This window comes from Streptomyces sp. NPDC091376, from assembly GCF_044757085.1.
GTDB lineage: Bacteria > Actinomycetota > Actinomycetes > Streptomycetales > Streptomycetaceae > Streptomyces > Streptomyces pratisoli.
Genome location: NZ_JBIVUF010000015.1, coordinates 106,961 through 122,471, shown reverse-complemented (window position 1 = coordinate 122,471; position 15,511 = coordinate 106,961). Strand labels below are relative to the sequence as shown.

Annotated in this window: 11 protein-coding genes; 9 read left to right on the top strand and 2 right to left on the bottom strand. The window is 70.9% G+C overall.

The window, feature by feature from the left end; all coding sequences use genetic code 11:
* Positions 1–117: 117 nt before the first annotated feature.
* The 5 genes from ACIQMR_RS28370 to ACIQMR_RS28350 all read left to right on the top strand — a co-directional run bounded on the left by ACIQMR_RS28370 (position 118) and on the right by ACIQMR_RS28350 (position 6,163).
* Positions 118–1,125 carry a LacI family DNA-binding transcriptional regulator gene (locus tag ACIQMR_RS28370; protein ID WP_358669847.1) on the top strand — a complete coding sequence of 336 codons (1,008 nt, stop codon included), beginning with the start codon at positions 118–120 and terminating at the stop codon, positions 1,123–1,125.
* Between the two features lie 137 nt (positions 1,126–1,262).
* Positions 1,263–2,699 carry an extracellular solute-binding protein gene (locus tag ACIQMR_RS28365; protein WP_401393034.1) on the top strand — a complete coding sequence of 479 codons (1,437 nt, stop codon included), beginning with the start codon at positions 1,263–1,265 and terminating at the stop codon, positions 2,697–2,699.
* Between the two features lie 3 nt (positions 2,700–2,702).
* Complete coding sequence (locus tag ACIQMR_RS28360; RefSeq protein WP_401393031.1) at positions 2,703–3,668, top strand: carbohydrate ABC transporter permease; 966 nt, start codon at positions 2,703–2,705, stop codon at positions 3,666–3,668.
* A 19-nt stretch (positions 3,669–3,687) separates the two neighbouring features.
* A complete protein-coding gene (locus ACIQMR_RS28355; protein WP_401393028.1) occupies positions 3,688–4,563 on the top strand; it encodes a carbohydrate ABC transporter permease in 876 nt (291 codons plus the stop codon).
* Between the two features lie 28 nt (positions 4,564–4,591).
* Positions 4,592–6,163: a glycoside hydrolase family 13 protein gene (locus tag ACIQMR_RS28350; RefSeq protein ID WP_401393025.1), complete on the top strand. Its 1,572-nt coding sequence runs from the start codon at positions 4,592–4,594 to the stop codon at positions 6,161–6,163.
* A 276-nt stretch (positions 6,164–6,439) separates the two neighbouring features.
* On the opposite strand, the gene ACIQMR_RS28345 is transcribed toward ACIQMR_RS28350, so the two are convergent.
* Positions 6,440–7,675, bottom strand: a complete 1,236-nt coding sequence (locus ACIQMR_RS28345) for a citrate/2-methylcitrate synthase (protein ID WP_401393022.1) — start codon at positions 7,673–7,675, stop codon at positions 6,440–6,442.
* 90 nt (positions 7,676–7,765) lie between these two features.
* Here ACIQMR_RS28345 and ACIQMR_RS28340 point away from each other — a divergent pair, with 90 nt between their 5' ends.
* Together ACIQMR_RS28340 and ACIQMR_RS28335 are read left to right on the top strand one after the other, a co-directional pair.
* On the top strand, positions 7,766–8,932 hold the full coding sequence (locus ACIQMR_RS28340) for a citrate synthase (RefSeq protein ID WP_401393019.1): 1,167 nt from the start codon (positions 7,766–7,768) through the stop codon (positions 8,930–8,932).
* Positions 8,933–8,984: 52 nt separating this feature from the next.
* Positions 8,985–10,079, top strand: a complete 1,095-nt coding sequence (locus tag ACIQMR_RS28335; protein WP_401393016.1) for a CobW family GTP-binding protein — start codon at positions 8,985–8,987, stop codon at positions 10,077–10,079.
* Positions 10,080–10,118: 39 nt separating this feature from the next.
* Here ACIQMR_RS28335 and ACIQMR_RS28330 read toward each other — a convergent pair whose 3' ends face one another.
* Positions 10,119–12,569: a DNA topoisomerase (ATP-hydrolyzing) subunit A gene (locus ACIQMR_RS28330; RefSeq protein ID WP_401393013.1), complete on the bottom strand. Its 2,451-nt coding sequence runs from the start codon at positions 12,567–12,569 to the stop codon at positions 10,119–10,121.
* Positions 12,570–12,762: 193 nt separating this feature from the next.
* On the opposite strand from ACIQMR_RS28330, the gene ACIQMR_RS28325 reads away from it, so the two are divergent.
* Both ACIQMR_RS28325 and ACIQMR_RS28320 read left to right on the top strand, forming a co-directional pair.
* Positions 12,763–14,106, top strand: a complete 1,344-nt coding sequence (locus ACIQMR_RS28325; protein ID WP_401393010.1) for a M16 family metallopeptidase — start codon at positions 12,763–12,765, stop codon at positions 14,104–14,106.
* Between the two features lie 17 nt (positions 14,107–14,123).
* Entirely contained in the window at positions 14,124–15,506 is a 1,383-nt protein-coding gene (locus ACIQMR_RS28320; protein ID WP_401393234.1) for a M16 family metallopeptidase, read from the top strand.
* Positions 15,507–15,511 lie beyond the last annotated feature (5 nt).

Below are 15,511 nucleotides of genomic sequence, written 5' to 3'. Positions count from 1 at the left end.
CGCTCCTCCCGAGACGCAGCTCACGCACCTCCGGGCTCACGCGATGTGCAAACCGCTTACCGCAGAGCATGACGATGGACGCAAGCCGTTTGCATGCCTTGCGCTAGTCTTGCGTTCATGACGCGACGACTTGCTCAGGTGGCGAACAAGGTGGGAGTCAGCGAGGCCACGGTCAGCCGGGTCCTCAACGGCAAGCCGGGCGTCTCGGACGCCACCCGCCAGGCCGTGCTGACCGCGCTGGACGTCCTCGGCTACGAGCGGCCCACCCAGCTGCGGGGCGAGCGCGCCCGGCTCGTCGGGCTGGTGCTGCCGGAGCTGCAGAACCCCATCTTCCCCGCGTTCGCCGAGGTCATCGGTGGTGCGCTGGCTCAGCAGGGGCTCACACCGGTGCTCTGCACCCAGACCAAGGGCGGCGTCTCCGAGGCGGACTACGTCGATCTGCTGCTTCAGCAGCAGGTGTCCGGGGTGGTCTTCGCCGGCGGGCTGTTCGCCCAGGCGGACGCCCCGCACGACCACTACCGCAGGCTCGCCGACCGGAAGATCCCGGTCGTCCTCGTCAACGCCTCCATCGACAACCTCCACTTCCCCTGCATCGCCTGCGACGACGCCGTCGCCGTCGAGCAGGCCTGGCGCCATCTGTCGTCGCTCGGGCACGAGCGGATCGGACTCGTCCTCGGCCCGCCGGACCATGTGCCGTCCCGGCGCAAGCGTGCCGCCGCGCAGGCGGCCGCACGGGCCGCCGGGCGGGAGCTGCCCGAGGAGTTCCTGGAGTGCTCGATGTTCTCCCTGGAGGGTGGGCAGGCCGCGGCCACGCGCCTCATCGACCGTGGGGTCACCGGCATCATCTGCGCGAGCGACCCACTCGCGCTGGGTGCCGTGCGGGCCGCCCGCCGGCGCGGCCTCACCGTCCCCGGTGACGTGTCGGTCGTCGGTTACGACGACTCCGCCTTCATGAACTGCACCGAGCCGCCGCTGACCACCGTCCGCCAGCCCATCGAGGCCATGGGCCGGGCCGCCGTCGAGCTGCTCTGTGCCCAGATCCAGGGCGGCGTCGTACCTCCCGACGAGCTGCTCTTCGAGCCGGAACTGGTGGTACGCGGCTCCACGGCACAGGTGCCTCGCTGATCTGCGTATCCCTGTCGATGTTTTACAAAGCCTGCGCGACATATTGCGGCCATCTGTTGTCGGTGGTTGAGTGAGCGACGCCGCCAGCAGTGCGTCTGCTGAAGGCCTTCCACGCTCATGCCCGAAGGGGACCACCGATGAGAAGTGCCCGGTTCCGTCGTTCGCGTAGCACGTGTCGCACCCGCCGCACCTCCGCGGCCGCCCTCCTGACCGCCCTCGCGCTGACCGCGTCGCTCGCCGCCTGCGGCACGAGCAGCAGCGACAACGGCGGCGGGGACTCGGAGGGAGGCGGCTCCTCCGATCCGTCGGCGCCCCTGGACCCCAAGGCCAAGGTGACGCTGACCATCGACTGCATGCCGCCGCCCGCCAAGGCCGCCGAGCTCAAGGAGTGGAACGAGGACGTCAGGACGTTCAGCAAGACGTACCCGAACGTCAGGATCGAGGGGAAGTCGACGCCCGGGCAGTGCCTGGAGCCGCCCCGCTTCACCGCGATGCTCAAGGCCAAGTCGCAGCCGGACGTGTTCTACACCTACTTCACGGACCTGGAGCAGGTGCTCGACAACGACGGCGCCGCCGACATCTCCGCGTACGTCACCGACAGGACGGTCCCGGCGCTGGGGGACATCGACCCGGACGTCATGAGTTCGCTCACCAAGGAGGGCAAGCTCTACGGCCTCCCGACCAGCAACTACACCATGGGTCTGCTGATCAACCGGAGCCTCTTCGAGCAGGCCGGTCTCGATCCGGACAACCCGCCCCGCACCTGGGCCGAGGTCCGCACCGCCGCCAAGGCCATCGCCGGCCTCGGCAAGGGCATCGCCGGTTTCGGCGAGTACAGCGCCGGGAACACCGGCGGCTGGCACTTCACCGCCACCACCTACGGCCTCGGCGGTGACATCGTCGACGCGAGCGGCACCAAGGCCGTGTTCGACAACGAACTGGGCAGGCAGATCGCCCAGAACCTCCACGCGATGCGCTGGGACGACAACAGCATGGGCCAGACCCAGCTGCTCAAGTGGGGTGACCTGCAGAAGCAGATCGCCTCCGACAAGCTCGGCATGTTCCTGGCCGCGCCCGACGACATCACGTACATGGTCCAGCAACTCGGCGCGAAGTATGAGAACTTCGGCATGGGCCCGATCCCCGGTGAGAAGGCCACGCTCTTCGGCGGCAACAACTACATGATCAAGAAGGGGAGTTCCCCGGACAAGATCAAGGCCGCGATCGCCTGGCTGAACTTCAAGAACCTCACCGTCGGCAAGGGCCAGTTCGCGTGGTCACGCACCAAGGCGGACGGACTGCCCGTCGGACTCCCGCAGCCGAACTTCTGGCTGCGCGACAGCAAGACCAAGGACGACGCCCAGCGCGCCGAGCACGCCACCATGCCGGTCGCCAACTTCAAGGCGTTCATGGACAACCCCGTCAAGGGCAAGGCCGAACCGCCCAAGGCCCAGGAGATCTACAAGGTCCTCGACAACGTGATGTCCGGGATCCTCACCAACAAGGACGCCGACATCGACAAACTGCTCTCCACCGCCGAGCAGCAGGTGAACCAGATCCTGGCGAACCAGTAGCCCATGTCGGCCCCCACACTCTCCACGAGCGAGCAGCCGGAGGCGCGGGTCCGCCGTGCCTCCGGCTCCCGCCCGCGCGCGACGTCCCGCGAGGCGTTCCTGCGAGCCCTGCGCCACCACCTCTCCGCGCACTCCTTCCTGATCGGCGCCGTCCTCTGCTTCTCCTTCTTCTCCTGGTACCCGATGGTCAGGGAGTTCCTGCTGGCCTTCCAGAAGACCGAGGACGGACGCACCACCTGGGCCGGCTGGGACAACCTCAGGACGGTCTTCGCCGACCCCGCCTTCTGGCAGGCGTGGCGGGGCACTCTCCTCTTCACCGGCCTCGCCCTCGTCCTGGGCTTCGCCGTCCCGTTCGTCGTCGCGCTCGTCATCAACGAGTTCCGGCACGCCCAGGCCTATCTGCGGCTGCTGGTCTATCTGCCGGTGATGCTGCCGCCGGTCGCGTCCGTCCTGCTCTTCAAGTACCTCTACGACCCCGGGTACGGCCTGTTCAACAGCATCCTCGACACCCTCCACCTGCCGCAGCAGCAGTGGCTCCAGGACCCGGACACCGCGATGCTCTCCGTCGTCATCGCCGCCACCTGGATGAACATGGGCGGCGCGACGCTCATCTACCTGGCCGCCCTCCAGGCCGTCCCGGGCGAGCTCTACGAAGCGGCCGAACTCGACGGTGCGGGACTGCTGCGCAAGATCTGGCACGTCACCGTCCCGCAGACGCGGCTCATCCTCTCGCTGATGCTGCTGATGCAGATCATCGCGACCATGCAGGTCTTCACGGAGCCGTTCCTGCTGACGAACGGCGCGGGCCCCGAGGGGTCCACGACGACCGTCGTCTATCTCATCTACCAGTACGCCTTCAACTTCAACGACTACGGGGCCGCGGCGGCGCTCGGCCTGGTGCTGCTCGTACTGCTGGCCGGCTTCTCGGCGGCCTACGTACGCCTGAGCCGCACCGCCGACGACGCATGAACGGGGGAGCGCGACGCACATGACCACCCGGACGCTCATCTCACCCGCACAACTGGCCCGGCCGCACGCCCGGTACGTCTACTGGACCGTCCTCGCGCTGGTCCTCGTCCTCTTCACGGTCGTCTTCCTCGGACCGCTGTACTGGATGGTCACCGGCGGGCTGAAGTCCACCCAGGAGGTCGTGCAGTCGCCGCCGACCCTCGTCCCCGGCTCGCTGCACCCGGAGACGTACGCCAGGGCATGGGAGGTGATGGACCTGGCCAGGCTGCTGTTCAACACGCTGTACTACGCCTTCGGGGCACTCGCGTTCCAGCTCGTGCTCGATGTCGCGGCCGCGTACTCGCTCTCCAGGCTCCGGCCCCTGTTCGGCAGGGCGATCCTCGGGATGATGCTCGCCACCCTGATGATCCCGGCGACCGTCCTCGTCGTCCCGCAGTACCTGACGGTGCTGGACGTGCCGATCGTGGAGCGGAACCTGCTGAACTCTCCCTGGGCGATCTGGCTTCCGGCCGTCACCAACGCCTTCAACATCTTCCTGCTCAAGCGGTTCTTCGACTCGATCCCGCGAGAGCTGCTCGACGCCGCGTCCATCGACGGGGCATCGCGGGTGCGCACCCTGTGGTCCGTGGTGCTGCCCATCTCCCGGCCCGTCCTCGGCGTCGTCTCCATCTTCGCGGTCGTCGGCGTCTGGAAGGACTTCCTCTGGCCGATGCTCACCCTCCCCGACCCGACGAAGCAGACCCTCAACGTCGGGATCTACTCCCTCGCCAGCGGAGTACCGGAGAACGTCCTCATCGCGGCCCTCACCATCGCGTCCGTGCCCACGCTGCTGATCTTCCTGGTCTTCCAGCGGAACATCATGAGCGGACTGACGGCTGGCGGACTCAAGGGCTGACGCCCCTCGCACCCCGAAAGGATCAACCGTGTCCGCATCGGAACCGGACTGGTGGCGCTCGGCCGCCATCTACCAGGTGTACGTACGCAGCTTCGCCGACGGAGACGGGGACGGCACGGGTGACCTCTCCGGAGTCCGGACCAGACTGCCCTACCTCGCCGAACTGGGCGTCGACGCGCTCTGGTTCACCCCCTGGTACGTGTCCCCGCTCGCGGACGGCGGGTACGACGTCGCCGACTACCGCGCCATCGACCCGGCCTTCGGCACCCTCGGCGAGGCCGAGAAACTCATCGCCGAGGCCAGGCAGCTGGGCATCCGCACGATCGTCGACATCGTTCCCAACCATGTCTCGGACCAGCACGTGTGGTTCCGGGCGGCCCTGGCGGCCCGTCCCGGGGGCCCCGAGCGCGCGCTGTTCCACTTCAGACGCGGTCGGGGCCCGGACGGCGAACGCCCGCCCAACGACTGGGAGTCGGAGTTCGGCGGCCCGGCCTGGACCCGGGTGCCCGACGGGGAGTGGTACCTGCATCTCTTCGCTCCCGAGCAGCCCGACCTGAACTGGGCGCATCCGGCGGTGCGGCGTGAGCACGAGGAGATCCTGCGCTTCTGGTTCGAGCGCGGCGTCGCGGGCGTACGGATCGACTCGGCGGCGCTGCTCGCCAAGGACGCGTACCTGCCCGACTTCGCCCCGGGCCGCGACCCGCACCCCTACATCGACCGGGACGAGCTGCACGACATCTACCGCTCGTGGCGCGCGGTGGCCGACGAGTACGACGGCATCTTCGTCGGGGAGGTCTGGCTGCCGGACTCCGAGCGCTTCGCCCGCTACCTGCGGCCCGACGAGCTGCACACCGCGTTCAACCTGAGCTTCCTGGCCTGCCCCTGGGACGCGGAGCGGCTGCGCCGCACCATCGACGAGACCCTCGCCGAGCACGCGCCCGTGGGGGCCCCGGCCACCTGGGTGCTGTGCAACCACGACGTGACACGCACGGTCACGCGTTACGGACGCGAGGACACCGGCTTCGACTTCGCGACCAAAGCCTTCGGCACCCCGACGGACCTCGGCCTCGGCACCCGGCGGGCCCGCGCCGCCGCGCTGCTCTCGCTGGCGCTGCCCGGGTCCGTCTACGTGTACCAGGGGGAGGAGCTCGGCCTTCCGGAGGCGGAGATCCCGAGGGACCGCATCCAGGACCCGATGCACTTCCGCTCCGGCGGTACGGACCCCGGCCGCGACGGCTGCCGGGTGTCGCTGCCGTGGACCGGCGCGCCGCCGGCCGCCGAGCCGTGGCTGCCGCCGCCGGCGGACTGGGACGCGTACGCCGCCGACCGCCAGGCCGCGGACCCGGACTCGATGCTCACGTTCTACCGGCGCGCCCTGCGGCTGCGTCGCACCGAACCGGGCTTCGGCGACGGCCCGTTGACATGGCTGCCCCACCCGCCCGGAGTGCTGGCCTTCGCCCGGCAGGACGGGCTGGTGTGCGTGGTGAACCTGGGCGCGGACCGGGTGGCCCTGCCGGCACACGACTCCGTCCTGCTGACGAGCGGTCCGCTGGAGGAGGGAGGGCTGCCCCGGGACACCGCCGTGTGGCTACGGGCCTGAGACGGCGCCGGGCGGTGCGGGACCGATGCCCGGGGACGCTACGGGTGCGGCGGCGGGCACAGGGCGGGGCGCCGGGCGGGGCGCCGGCGGGCGGTCGCTACGGCGGTCAGGCCGTGGGCCCGGTCGCCCGTCGGCCTGACGGCTCCGGCCCGTGCGTCCGGCTCGTGCGTCCTGCCCGTGCGTGGGTCCGGTCGCCGGTCGCCGGTCGCCCGTCGGTCCGGTCGCCCGTCGGCCCGGCGGCTCATCGATGCGCCCGGGCCCCGGCGTTCCGCGCACTCAGGGCAGCGGCCTCGGCGGCCGCGGTCCGGTGTACTGGCCGCTGGGGCGCATGCGCAGGGGCCGCTCCTCGTACTCCTCCAGTGCGTGGGCGATCCAGCCCGCCGTGCGTGCCACGGCGAAGACGGTCTCGCCCGCCTCGGCGGGCATGCGGCACGACACCGACAGGACCGCGAGCGCCAGGTCCACATTGGCGTGCAGTTCCATCTGGCGGGCGGTCGTCGCCTCGACCTCGCGGGCGGCGGCCAGCGCGGGGCGGGCCGCGGGGAGCGTGGCCAGCACGTCGAACAGGGCCTCGGCGCGCGGGTCCTGAGCCGGGTAGAGCCGGTGGCCGAGGCCCGGCACCCGGCGGCCCGCGCGCAGATGATCGGCGACGACGGGGGCCGCGCTCCCGCGCTCCAGGACCTCGGCGAGCATCCGGTGGGCGAGCCCGCTGGCGGCACCGTGCAGCGGGCCGTCGAGCGCGCCGAGCCCCGCCGACACGACGGCGTACGGATGGGCGCGGGCCGAGGCCGCGACCCGCACCGCGAGGGTCGAGGCGGCGAGGTCGTGGTCGATCAGCAGCGAGAGGGCCATGTCGAGGGCGTGCAGGGCTGTCTCGTCGGGCCGTTCGGCAGTGAGCCGTGACCACAGGCGCCAGGCGAGGCGGCCCTCGCCGCGATGCTCCCGGCCGACCACGGGCAACGCGTCGACGAGGGTGGGGATCAGTGAGCGGGCGCTGCCGAGCACCGCTTCCCTGCCGAGGTCGAAGCGCAGCGGATCCGCGGCCGCCGCGGCGATCGCGGCAACGCGGAGCCGGTCGGTCGAGCCGCTGTGCCCGGGCAGCGCCGCCACCGCGCTCCGGGCCGCGGCGAGCGGCTCGGGCGGGGCGTTGAACCGGATGCCCGCCCGCAGGTTGCCGGTCCAGAGCCAGTCGGCGATCTCCTCGTAGTGGTAGCGACGGGCCAGCTCGGTCGCGTCCACCCCGCGGTAGTAGTACCGGTCCTTGTCGATCAGCGTGATGCCGGTACGGATGCGCTGTGTGGCATCGCCGCCCGCGGCGGGCTCACGGCGCCCCCTGCGGACGAGCGCGTCGACCTCCTTGGCGTCGAACGTGCTGCCGCGCCCACCGGGGTCGCGGCGACTGGTGAGCTGCCCGCGGCTGACGTACGCGTACACCGTCTCGGGCTTCACACCGAGCCGTTCGGCCGCCTCGCGGGTGGTGAGCCGCTCCCGGTCCGCCGGTTGATCCGTCATGAGGACACCGTACATGTATTGATTCAATCAATATTGACAGTGATCTAGTCAAGCATGGACAGTCGAATCAATCCGAGGGAGGACCACACCATGCACAGCACCAACGGGGCCGCCGCACCTCTCGACGTACCGCGCGGACTCGCGGGCGTCGTCGTCACCGACACCGCGCTCGGGGACGTACGGGGACGCGAGGGCTTCTACCACTACCGCCAGTACTCGGCCGTGGAACTCGCGGAGAGCAGCGGCTTCGAGGACGTCTGGCACCTGATGTTCCACGGCCGGCTGCCGGACCCGGAAGAGCGCGCCGACTTCCTGGCGCGGACCGTGTCACTGCGCCGGCTGCCCGATGATGTACGCGCGGCCCTGCCGGCGATCGCCCGCGCGGGCGGGGTCTCCGGCCCGCTCGCCGGACTGCGCACCGCGCTCTCGCTCCTGGGGGCGTCCGCCGGTCTGCGGCCCGTGTACGACCTGGATGCCGAGCACCGGCGCACGGACGCGCTCGCGGCCTGCGCCGCCGTGCCGACGCTGCTCACCGCGCTGTACCGGCTCGGCCAGGGGCTGGAGCCCGTCGAACCGCGCGAGGACCTGTCGTACGCCGCCAACTACCTCTACATGCTGACCGGTTCGCAGCCGGACCCCGCCCGTGCGAGGGCGGTCGAGCAGTACCTCGTCTCGACCGTCGACCACGGTTTCAACGCCTCCACCTTCACCGCCCGGGTGATCGCCTCCACCGGCGCCGATGTAGCGGCCTGCCTGGTCGGTGCGATCGGCGCGCTGTCCGGACCGCTGCACGGCGGAGCCCCGAGCCGGGCTCTGGACACGCTCGACGCGATCGGCACGCCGGACCGTATCGACCCGTGGATCAGGCAACGGGTCCTCGCGGGTGAACGCATCATGGGCTTCGGCCACCCCGTCTACCGCACCGAGGACCCGCGCTCACGCATGCTGCGTTCCCTCGCCGAGAGCTTCGGCGGCCCGCTCGTGGACCTCGCGGTCGAGGTGGAGACGCGCGTCGAGGCGATCCTCGCGGAGCTCAAACCGGGCCGGGAGCTGCACACGAACGTGGAGTTCTACGCCGGTGTCGTCATGGAGCTGTGCGGGCTGCCGCGTGAGATGTTCACCCCGACGTTCTGCGCGGCCAGGGTCGTCGGCTGGAGCGCCAACATCCTGGAGCAGGCCGAGGACTCCAAGATCATCCGGCCGGCCGCCCGGTACGTGGGACCGCCCCCGCCCCAGCCGCTCCCGATGGCCTCCTGACCCGCCCTATCCTGGAGGGCCGACGCGTACCCCCAGCACCGCAGGAGCCGTCTTGAGCAGTCCGCAGATCCCCGTCATCGTCTTCGCGGGCTTTCTGGGATCCGGCAAGACGACCTTGCTCAACCATCTGCTGCGGGCGAGCCGCGGGACCAGGATCGGCGCGATCGTCAATGACTTCGGGTCCATCGAGATCGACGCCATGACCGTGGCCGGCCGGCTCGGCGACTCCACGGTGTCCCTCGGCAACGGCTGTCTGTGCTGTGCCGTCGACGCGAGCGAACTGGACGTCTTCCTGGACAAGCTCACCCGGCCCGCCGCCCGCCTCGATGTGATCGTCATCGAGGCGAGCGGTCTCGCCGAGCCGCAGGAACTCGTCCGGATGCTCCTGGCCAGTGAGAACGAGCGGATCGTGTACGGCGGGCTCGTCGAGGTCGTCGACGCGGCCGAGTTCGAGGCGACACGGGAACGGCACCCCGAGATCGAGCGGCACCTCGGCATCGCCGATCTGATCGTGCTCAACAAGACGGACCGGGTCGGCGATCCGGCGCGGGAGCGGCTCAGGGAGCGGATCACGGGCCTCGCCGACGGCGCCGCCGTGATCCCGGCGGCGTACGGGCGTATCGATCCCGAGGTGCTCTTCGAATGCCGTCCGCGCGGCGAGCGCGTGGGCCAGCTGTCCTTCGAGGACCTCCACGAGGAGGACGGCGAGGACTGCGGGGCCGGCGAGGACTGCGCGAGCGGCCACCACGATCATCTGCACGCCGCCTACGAGACCGTCTCGTTCACGGCCGCCGAGCCCCTTCACCCGCGCAGGCTGCTCGACTTCCTCGACTCACGGCCCGAAGGGCTCTACCGGATCAAGGGGTTCGCCGACTTCGGCGACGCGGACCCCGTCAATCGCTACGCGGTGCACGCCGTCGGCCGGTTCCTGCGTTTCTACCCGGAACCCTGGCCGGCGGACAGCACCGAGCGGCAGTCCCAGCTCGTGCTGATCGGCTCGGGCACCGACTCCGGGGCCCTGCTGAAGCAGCTGGACGCCGCAAGGGTCACCGGCCCGCAGGACGCCCCGGAAGAGCACAGCATGTGGGGCGTCCTGCGGTACGTGCCCGAGCAGCCGGACGCACCGACGGAGCAGCCCTGGGAGTGAACCCGGGCCGCTCCGTCGGCGTCACGGCACACGCCGTCCCTACGACGCCGGGCCCGCCAGCGCCGCGACCGGCTTCGTCAGCGGCGCGCCGGAACCGTCCCGGCGGGGGTCGATCTCCGGCAGCTCCGTCGGTGAGCCGTTCTTCTGCGCCGCACGCGCCGGAGCCGCACCGGCCCAGGCCAGCACCAGCACGTCCTCGCCCTTGAGGAACCGCTGGCAGCGCACACCGCCGGTCGCCCGGCCCTTGCGCGGGTACTGGTCGAACGGCGTCAGCTTCGCCGACGTCACCGAGTCGTCGAGCGCACCGGTCGAGCCCGCGGCAGTGAAGACCACCGCGTCCGCCGCCGGGTCCACCGCCGAGAACGCGACCACCTCGGCGCCCTCCGCGAGCTTGATGCCCGCCATACCGCCGGCCGCCCGGCCCTGCGGCCTGACCTGGGAGGCCTGGAAGCGCAGCAGCTGGGCGTCGGAGGAGATGAAGACCAGGTCCTCCTCGCCCGTGCGCAGCTCGGCACCGCCGACGATCCGGTCGCCCTCCCGGAGCGCGATGACCTCCAGCTCCTCCTTGTTGGCCGGATAGTCCGGCACGACCCGCTTGACGACGCCCTGGAGCGTGCCGAGCGCGAGCCCGGGGGAGGCCTCGTCGAGAGTGGTGAGACAGACGACCGTCTCCTCGCTCTCCAGCGACAGGAACTCGGAGACCTGCGCCCCGCCCGACAGACTCGGCGCGTGGGCACTCTCCGGAAGCTGCGGAAGGTCGATCACCGCCAGCCGCAGCAGCCGGCCGGCCGAGGTGACCACACCCACGTCGCCACGCGCCGTCGCCGGCACGGCGGACACGATCACGTCGTGCTTGGCGCGCCTGTCGCCGTCGTCCGGCAGCGGCTCACCGGTGACCGTACGGGCCAGCAGCCCCGTGGAGGACAACAGCACCCGGCACGGGTCGTCGGCCACCTGCAGGGACGCGGCGGGCGCCGGGGTGCCCGCCGACTCCAGCAGGACCGTGCGCCGCTCGGTGCCGAACTTCTTGGCCACCGCCGCCAGTTCGGCGGAGACGAGCTTGCGCAGCTCCGTGTCGGACTCCAGGATCCGGGTCAGCTCCGCGATCTCGGCGGTCAGCCGGTCCCGCTCGCTCTCCAGCTCGATCCGGTCGAACTTGGTGAGCCGGCGCAGCGGGGTGTCCAGGATGTACTGCGTCTGGACCTCGCTGAGCGAGAAGTGCGCGATGAGGCGCTCCTTGGCCTGCGCCGAGTTGTCGCTGGAGCGGATGAGGCGGATGACCTCGTCGATGTCGAGCAGCGCGACGAGCAGGCCCTCGACCAGATGCAGCCGGTCGCGCTTCTTCCCGCGCCGGAACTCGCTGCGGCGCCGCACGACCTCGAATCGGTGGTCGAGATAGACCTCCAGCAGCTCCTTGAGGCCCAGCGTCAGGGGCTGGCCGTCGACCAGCGCCACGTTGTTGATGCCGAAGGACTCCTCCATCGGCGTCAGCTTGTAGAGCTGCTCAAGCACGGCCTCGGGGATGAAGCCGTTCTTGATCTCGATGACCAGGCGCAGACCGTGCGCACGGTCGGTGAGGTCCTTGACGTCGGCGATGCCCTGGAGCTTCTTCTGGCCGACCAGGTCCTTGATCTTCGCGATCACCTTCTCCGGGCCGACGGTGAAGGGCAGTTCGGTGACGACGAGGCCCTTGCGGCGGGCCGTCACGTCCTCCACCGTCACCGTCGCGCGGATCTTGAACGTGCCGCGGCCCGTCTCGTAGGCGTCCTTGATCCCGGCCAGACCGACGATCCGGCCGCCGGTCGGCAGATCGGGACCGGGAACGAAGCGCATCAGCGTCTCGAGATCGGCACCCGGGTGCTTGATCAGATGGCGGGCGGCGGCGACGACCTCGCCCAGATTGTGCGGCGGCATGTTGGTCGCCATGCCGACGGCGATCCCCGAGGCGCCGTTGACGAGCAGATTCGGGAAGGCCGCGGGCAGCGCGACGGGCTCCCGCTCCTGACCGTCGTAGTTCGGCGAGAAATCGACCGTGTCCTCGTCGATGGACTCGGTCATCAGGCTCGTCGCGTCGGCCATCCGGCACTCGGTGTAACGCATCGCGGCCGGAGGGTCGTCATTGCCGAGCGAACCGAAGTTGCCATGGCCGTCGACCAGCGGCAGCCGCATGGAGAAGGGCTGGGCCATGCGCACCAGCGCGTCGTAGATCGACGCGTCGCCGTGCGGGTGGAGCTTGCCCATGACCTCGCCGACGACCCGGGCGCACTTCACATAGCCGCGGTCGGGGCGCAGCCCCATCTCGTTCATCTGATACACGATCCGGCGGTGCACCGGCTTCATGCCGTCCCGGGCGTCCGGCAGGGCCCGGGAGTAGATCACCGAGTACGCGTACTCGAGGAAGGAGCCCTGCATTTCGTCCACGACGTCGATGTCGAGGATCTTCTCCTCGAAGTCGTCGGGCGGCGGCGTCTTCGTGCTGCGGCGGGCCATCGCTGCTGCGGCTCCTTCACCAACATGAACCATGAACGGGATCTGACGCCGACCATTGTGGACCGTCCCACTGACAGGACCGACCGCGACCCGGAACAGCGGGGTGGAACCGCCGGGAACCTCGCCGGGTCCCCGCACGCTTTGCATACAGTGGCAGGACATCCTGCAACGCGATCGAAGGGACCACATGCCCATGGGTCACACGGCCACAGCCCAGGCCGGCTCCGGCGGCCTGACAGCGACCGAGCACCGGCTGGCCAACGGCCTCCGTGTGGTGCTGTCCGAGGACCACCTGACCCCGGTCGCCGCGGTCTGCCTCTGGTACGACGTCGGCTCACGCCACGAGGTCAAGGGCCGTACCGGCCTGGCTCACCTTTTCGAGCACCTCATGTTCCAGGGCTCCGCGCAGGTACCGGGCAACGGCCATTTCGAGCTGGTGCAGGGCGCGGGCGGCTCGCTCAACGGCACCACCAGTTTCGAGCGCACGAACTACTTCGAGACCATGCCCGCGCACCAGCTGGAGCTCGCGCTCTGGCTGGAGGCCGACCGCATGGGCTCGCTGCTGACCGCGCTGGACGACGAGTCCATGGAGAACCAGCGGGACGTCGTCAAGAACGAGCGCCGCCAGCGCTACGACAACGTTCCCTACGGCACGGCCTTCGAGAAGCTGACCGCCCTCGCCTACCCGGAGGGCCATCCCTACCACCACACCCCGATCGGCTCGATGTCCGATCTGGACGCGGCGACCCTTCAGGACGCGCGGAACTTCTTCCGCACGTACTACGCGCCGAACAACGCGGTGCTGTCGGTCGTCGGCGACATCGACCCGCAGCAGACCCTCGCCTGGATCGAGAAGTACTTCGGGTCCATCCCCACGCACGACGGCAAGCAGCCCCCGCGCGACGGGTCCCTGCCCGACGTGATCGGGGAGCAGCTGCGCGAGGTCGTGGAGGAGGAGGTCCCGGCCCGCGCGCTGATGGCCGCCTACCGGCTGCCCCACGACGGCAGCCGCGAATGCGACGCGGCCGACCTGGCGCTGACCGTCCTCGGCGGCGGCGAGTCGTCCCGGCTGCACAACCGTCTGGTGCGTCACGACCGTACGGCCGTCGCCGCGGGCTTCGGACTGCTGCGCCTGGCCGGCGCGCCCTCGCTCGGCTGGCTGGACGTGAAGACGTCCGCCGGCGTCGAGGTGCCGGACATCGAGGCCGCCGTCGACGACGAGCTGGCCCGGTTCGCCGCCGAGGGCCCCACGGCCGAGGAGATGGAGCGCGCGCAGGCCCAGCTGGAGCGCGAATGGCTGGACCGGCTCGGCACGGTCGCGGGCCGCGCCGACGAACTGTGCCGGTACGCCGTGCTGTTCGGCGACCCCCAGCTGGCGCTCAGCGCCGTCCGGCGGGTGCTCGACATCACCGCCGAGGAGGTGCAGGCCGTCGCCCAGGCCCGGCTGCGCCCGGACAACAGGGCGGTGCTGGTCTATGAGCCCGTCGCGGCCGAGGACGCCGAGGACAACGACGACGCAGAGGGGGCGGACCAGTGACCGACGCTGCCGTGACCATGGACTTCCATCCGCAGCCGCAGGCCGGCGAGGCCAAGCCGTGGGCCTTCCCCGCCCCCGAGCGTGGAACGCTCGACAACGGGCTGACCGTGCTGCGCTGCCACCGCCCCGGCCAGCAGGTCGTGGCCGTCGAGATCTTCCTCGACGCCCCGCTGGACGCCGAGCCCGAGGGCCTGGACGGCGTCGCCACGATCATGGCGCGGGCGCTGTCCGAGGGCACCGACAAGCACACGGCGGAGGAGTTCGCGGCCGAGCTGGAGCGCTGCGGCGCCACGCTCGACGCGCACGCCGACCACCCGGGCGTCCGCATCTCCCTGGAGGTGCCGGTCTCCCGGCTCACGAAGGCCCTCGGGCTGCTCGCCGAGGCGCTGCGGGCCCCGCTGTTCGCCGACAGCGAGGTCGAGCGGCTCGTACGGAACCGGCTGGACGAGATTCCGCACGAGACGGCCAATCCGGCCCGCCGCGCGGCCAAGGAGCTCTCCAGGCAGCTGTTTCCCGCCTCCTCCCGGATGTCCCGGCCCCGCCAGGGCTCGGAGGAGACCGTGGAGCGCATCGACTCCGGCGCCGTACGGGCCTTCTACGAGGCGCACGTCCGGCCCGCCACGGCCACCACCGTGATCGTCGGCGACCTCGCGGGTGTCGATGTGGACGCCGTGCTGGCCGACACGCTCGGCGGCTGGACCGGTGACACGGCCGAGAGCCGTCCGATGCCGCCGATCACCGCCGACGACAGGGGCCGGGTCGTCATCGTCGACCGCCCCGGCGCGGTCCAGACGCAGCTGCTGATCGGCCGGATCGGCCCCGACCGGCACGACCGGGTCTGGGCGGCCCAGGTCCTCGGCACGTACTGCCTCGGCGGCACGCTCACCTCCCGCCTGGACCGCGTCCTGCGCGAGGAGAAGGGCTACACGTACGGTGTGCGGGCCTTCGGGCAGGTGCTGCGCTCCGCCGCGCCCTCGTCCCCGGGCGGGGCCACCGGTGCGTCGATGCTCGCGATCAGCGGCTCGGTCGACACCCCGAACACCGGCCCCGCGCTCGACGACCTCTGGAAGGTGCTGCGCACCCTCGCCGCGGAGGGGCTGACCGACGCGGAGCGCGATGTGGCCGTGCAGAACCTGGTGGGTGTGGCCCCGCTGAAGTACGAGACGGCGGCGTCCGTGGCGGGCACGCTGGCCGACCAGGTCGAGCAGCACCTCCCGGACGACTTCCAGGCCCAGATGTACGCGCGGCTGGCCGAGACCGGCACGGTCGAGGCGACCGCCGCGGCCGTCAACGCCTTCCCGGTGGACCGGCTCGTCACCGTCCTCGTCGGGGACGCCGCCCTGATCGAGGAGCCCGTCCGGGCCCTCGGCATCGGTGAAGTGACCGTTGTCACTGGCTGATTGAC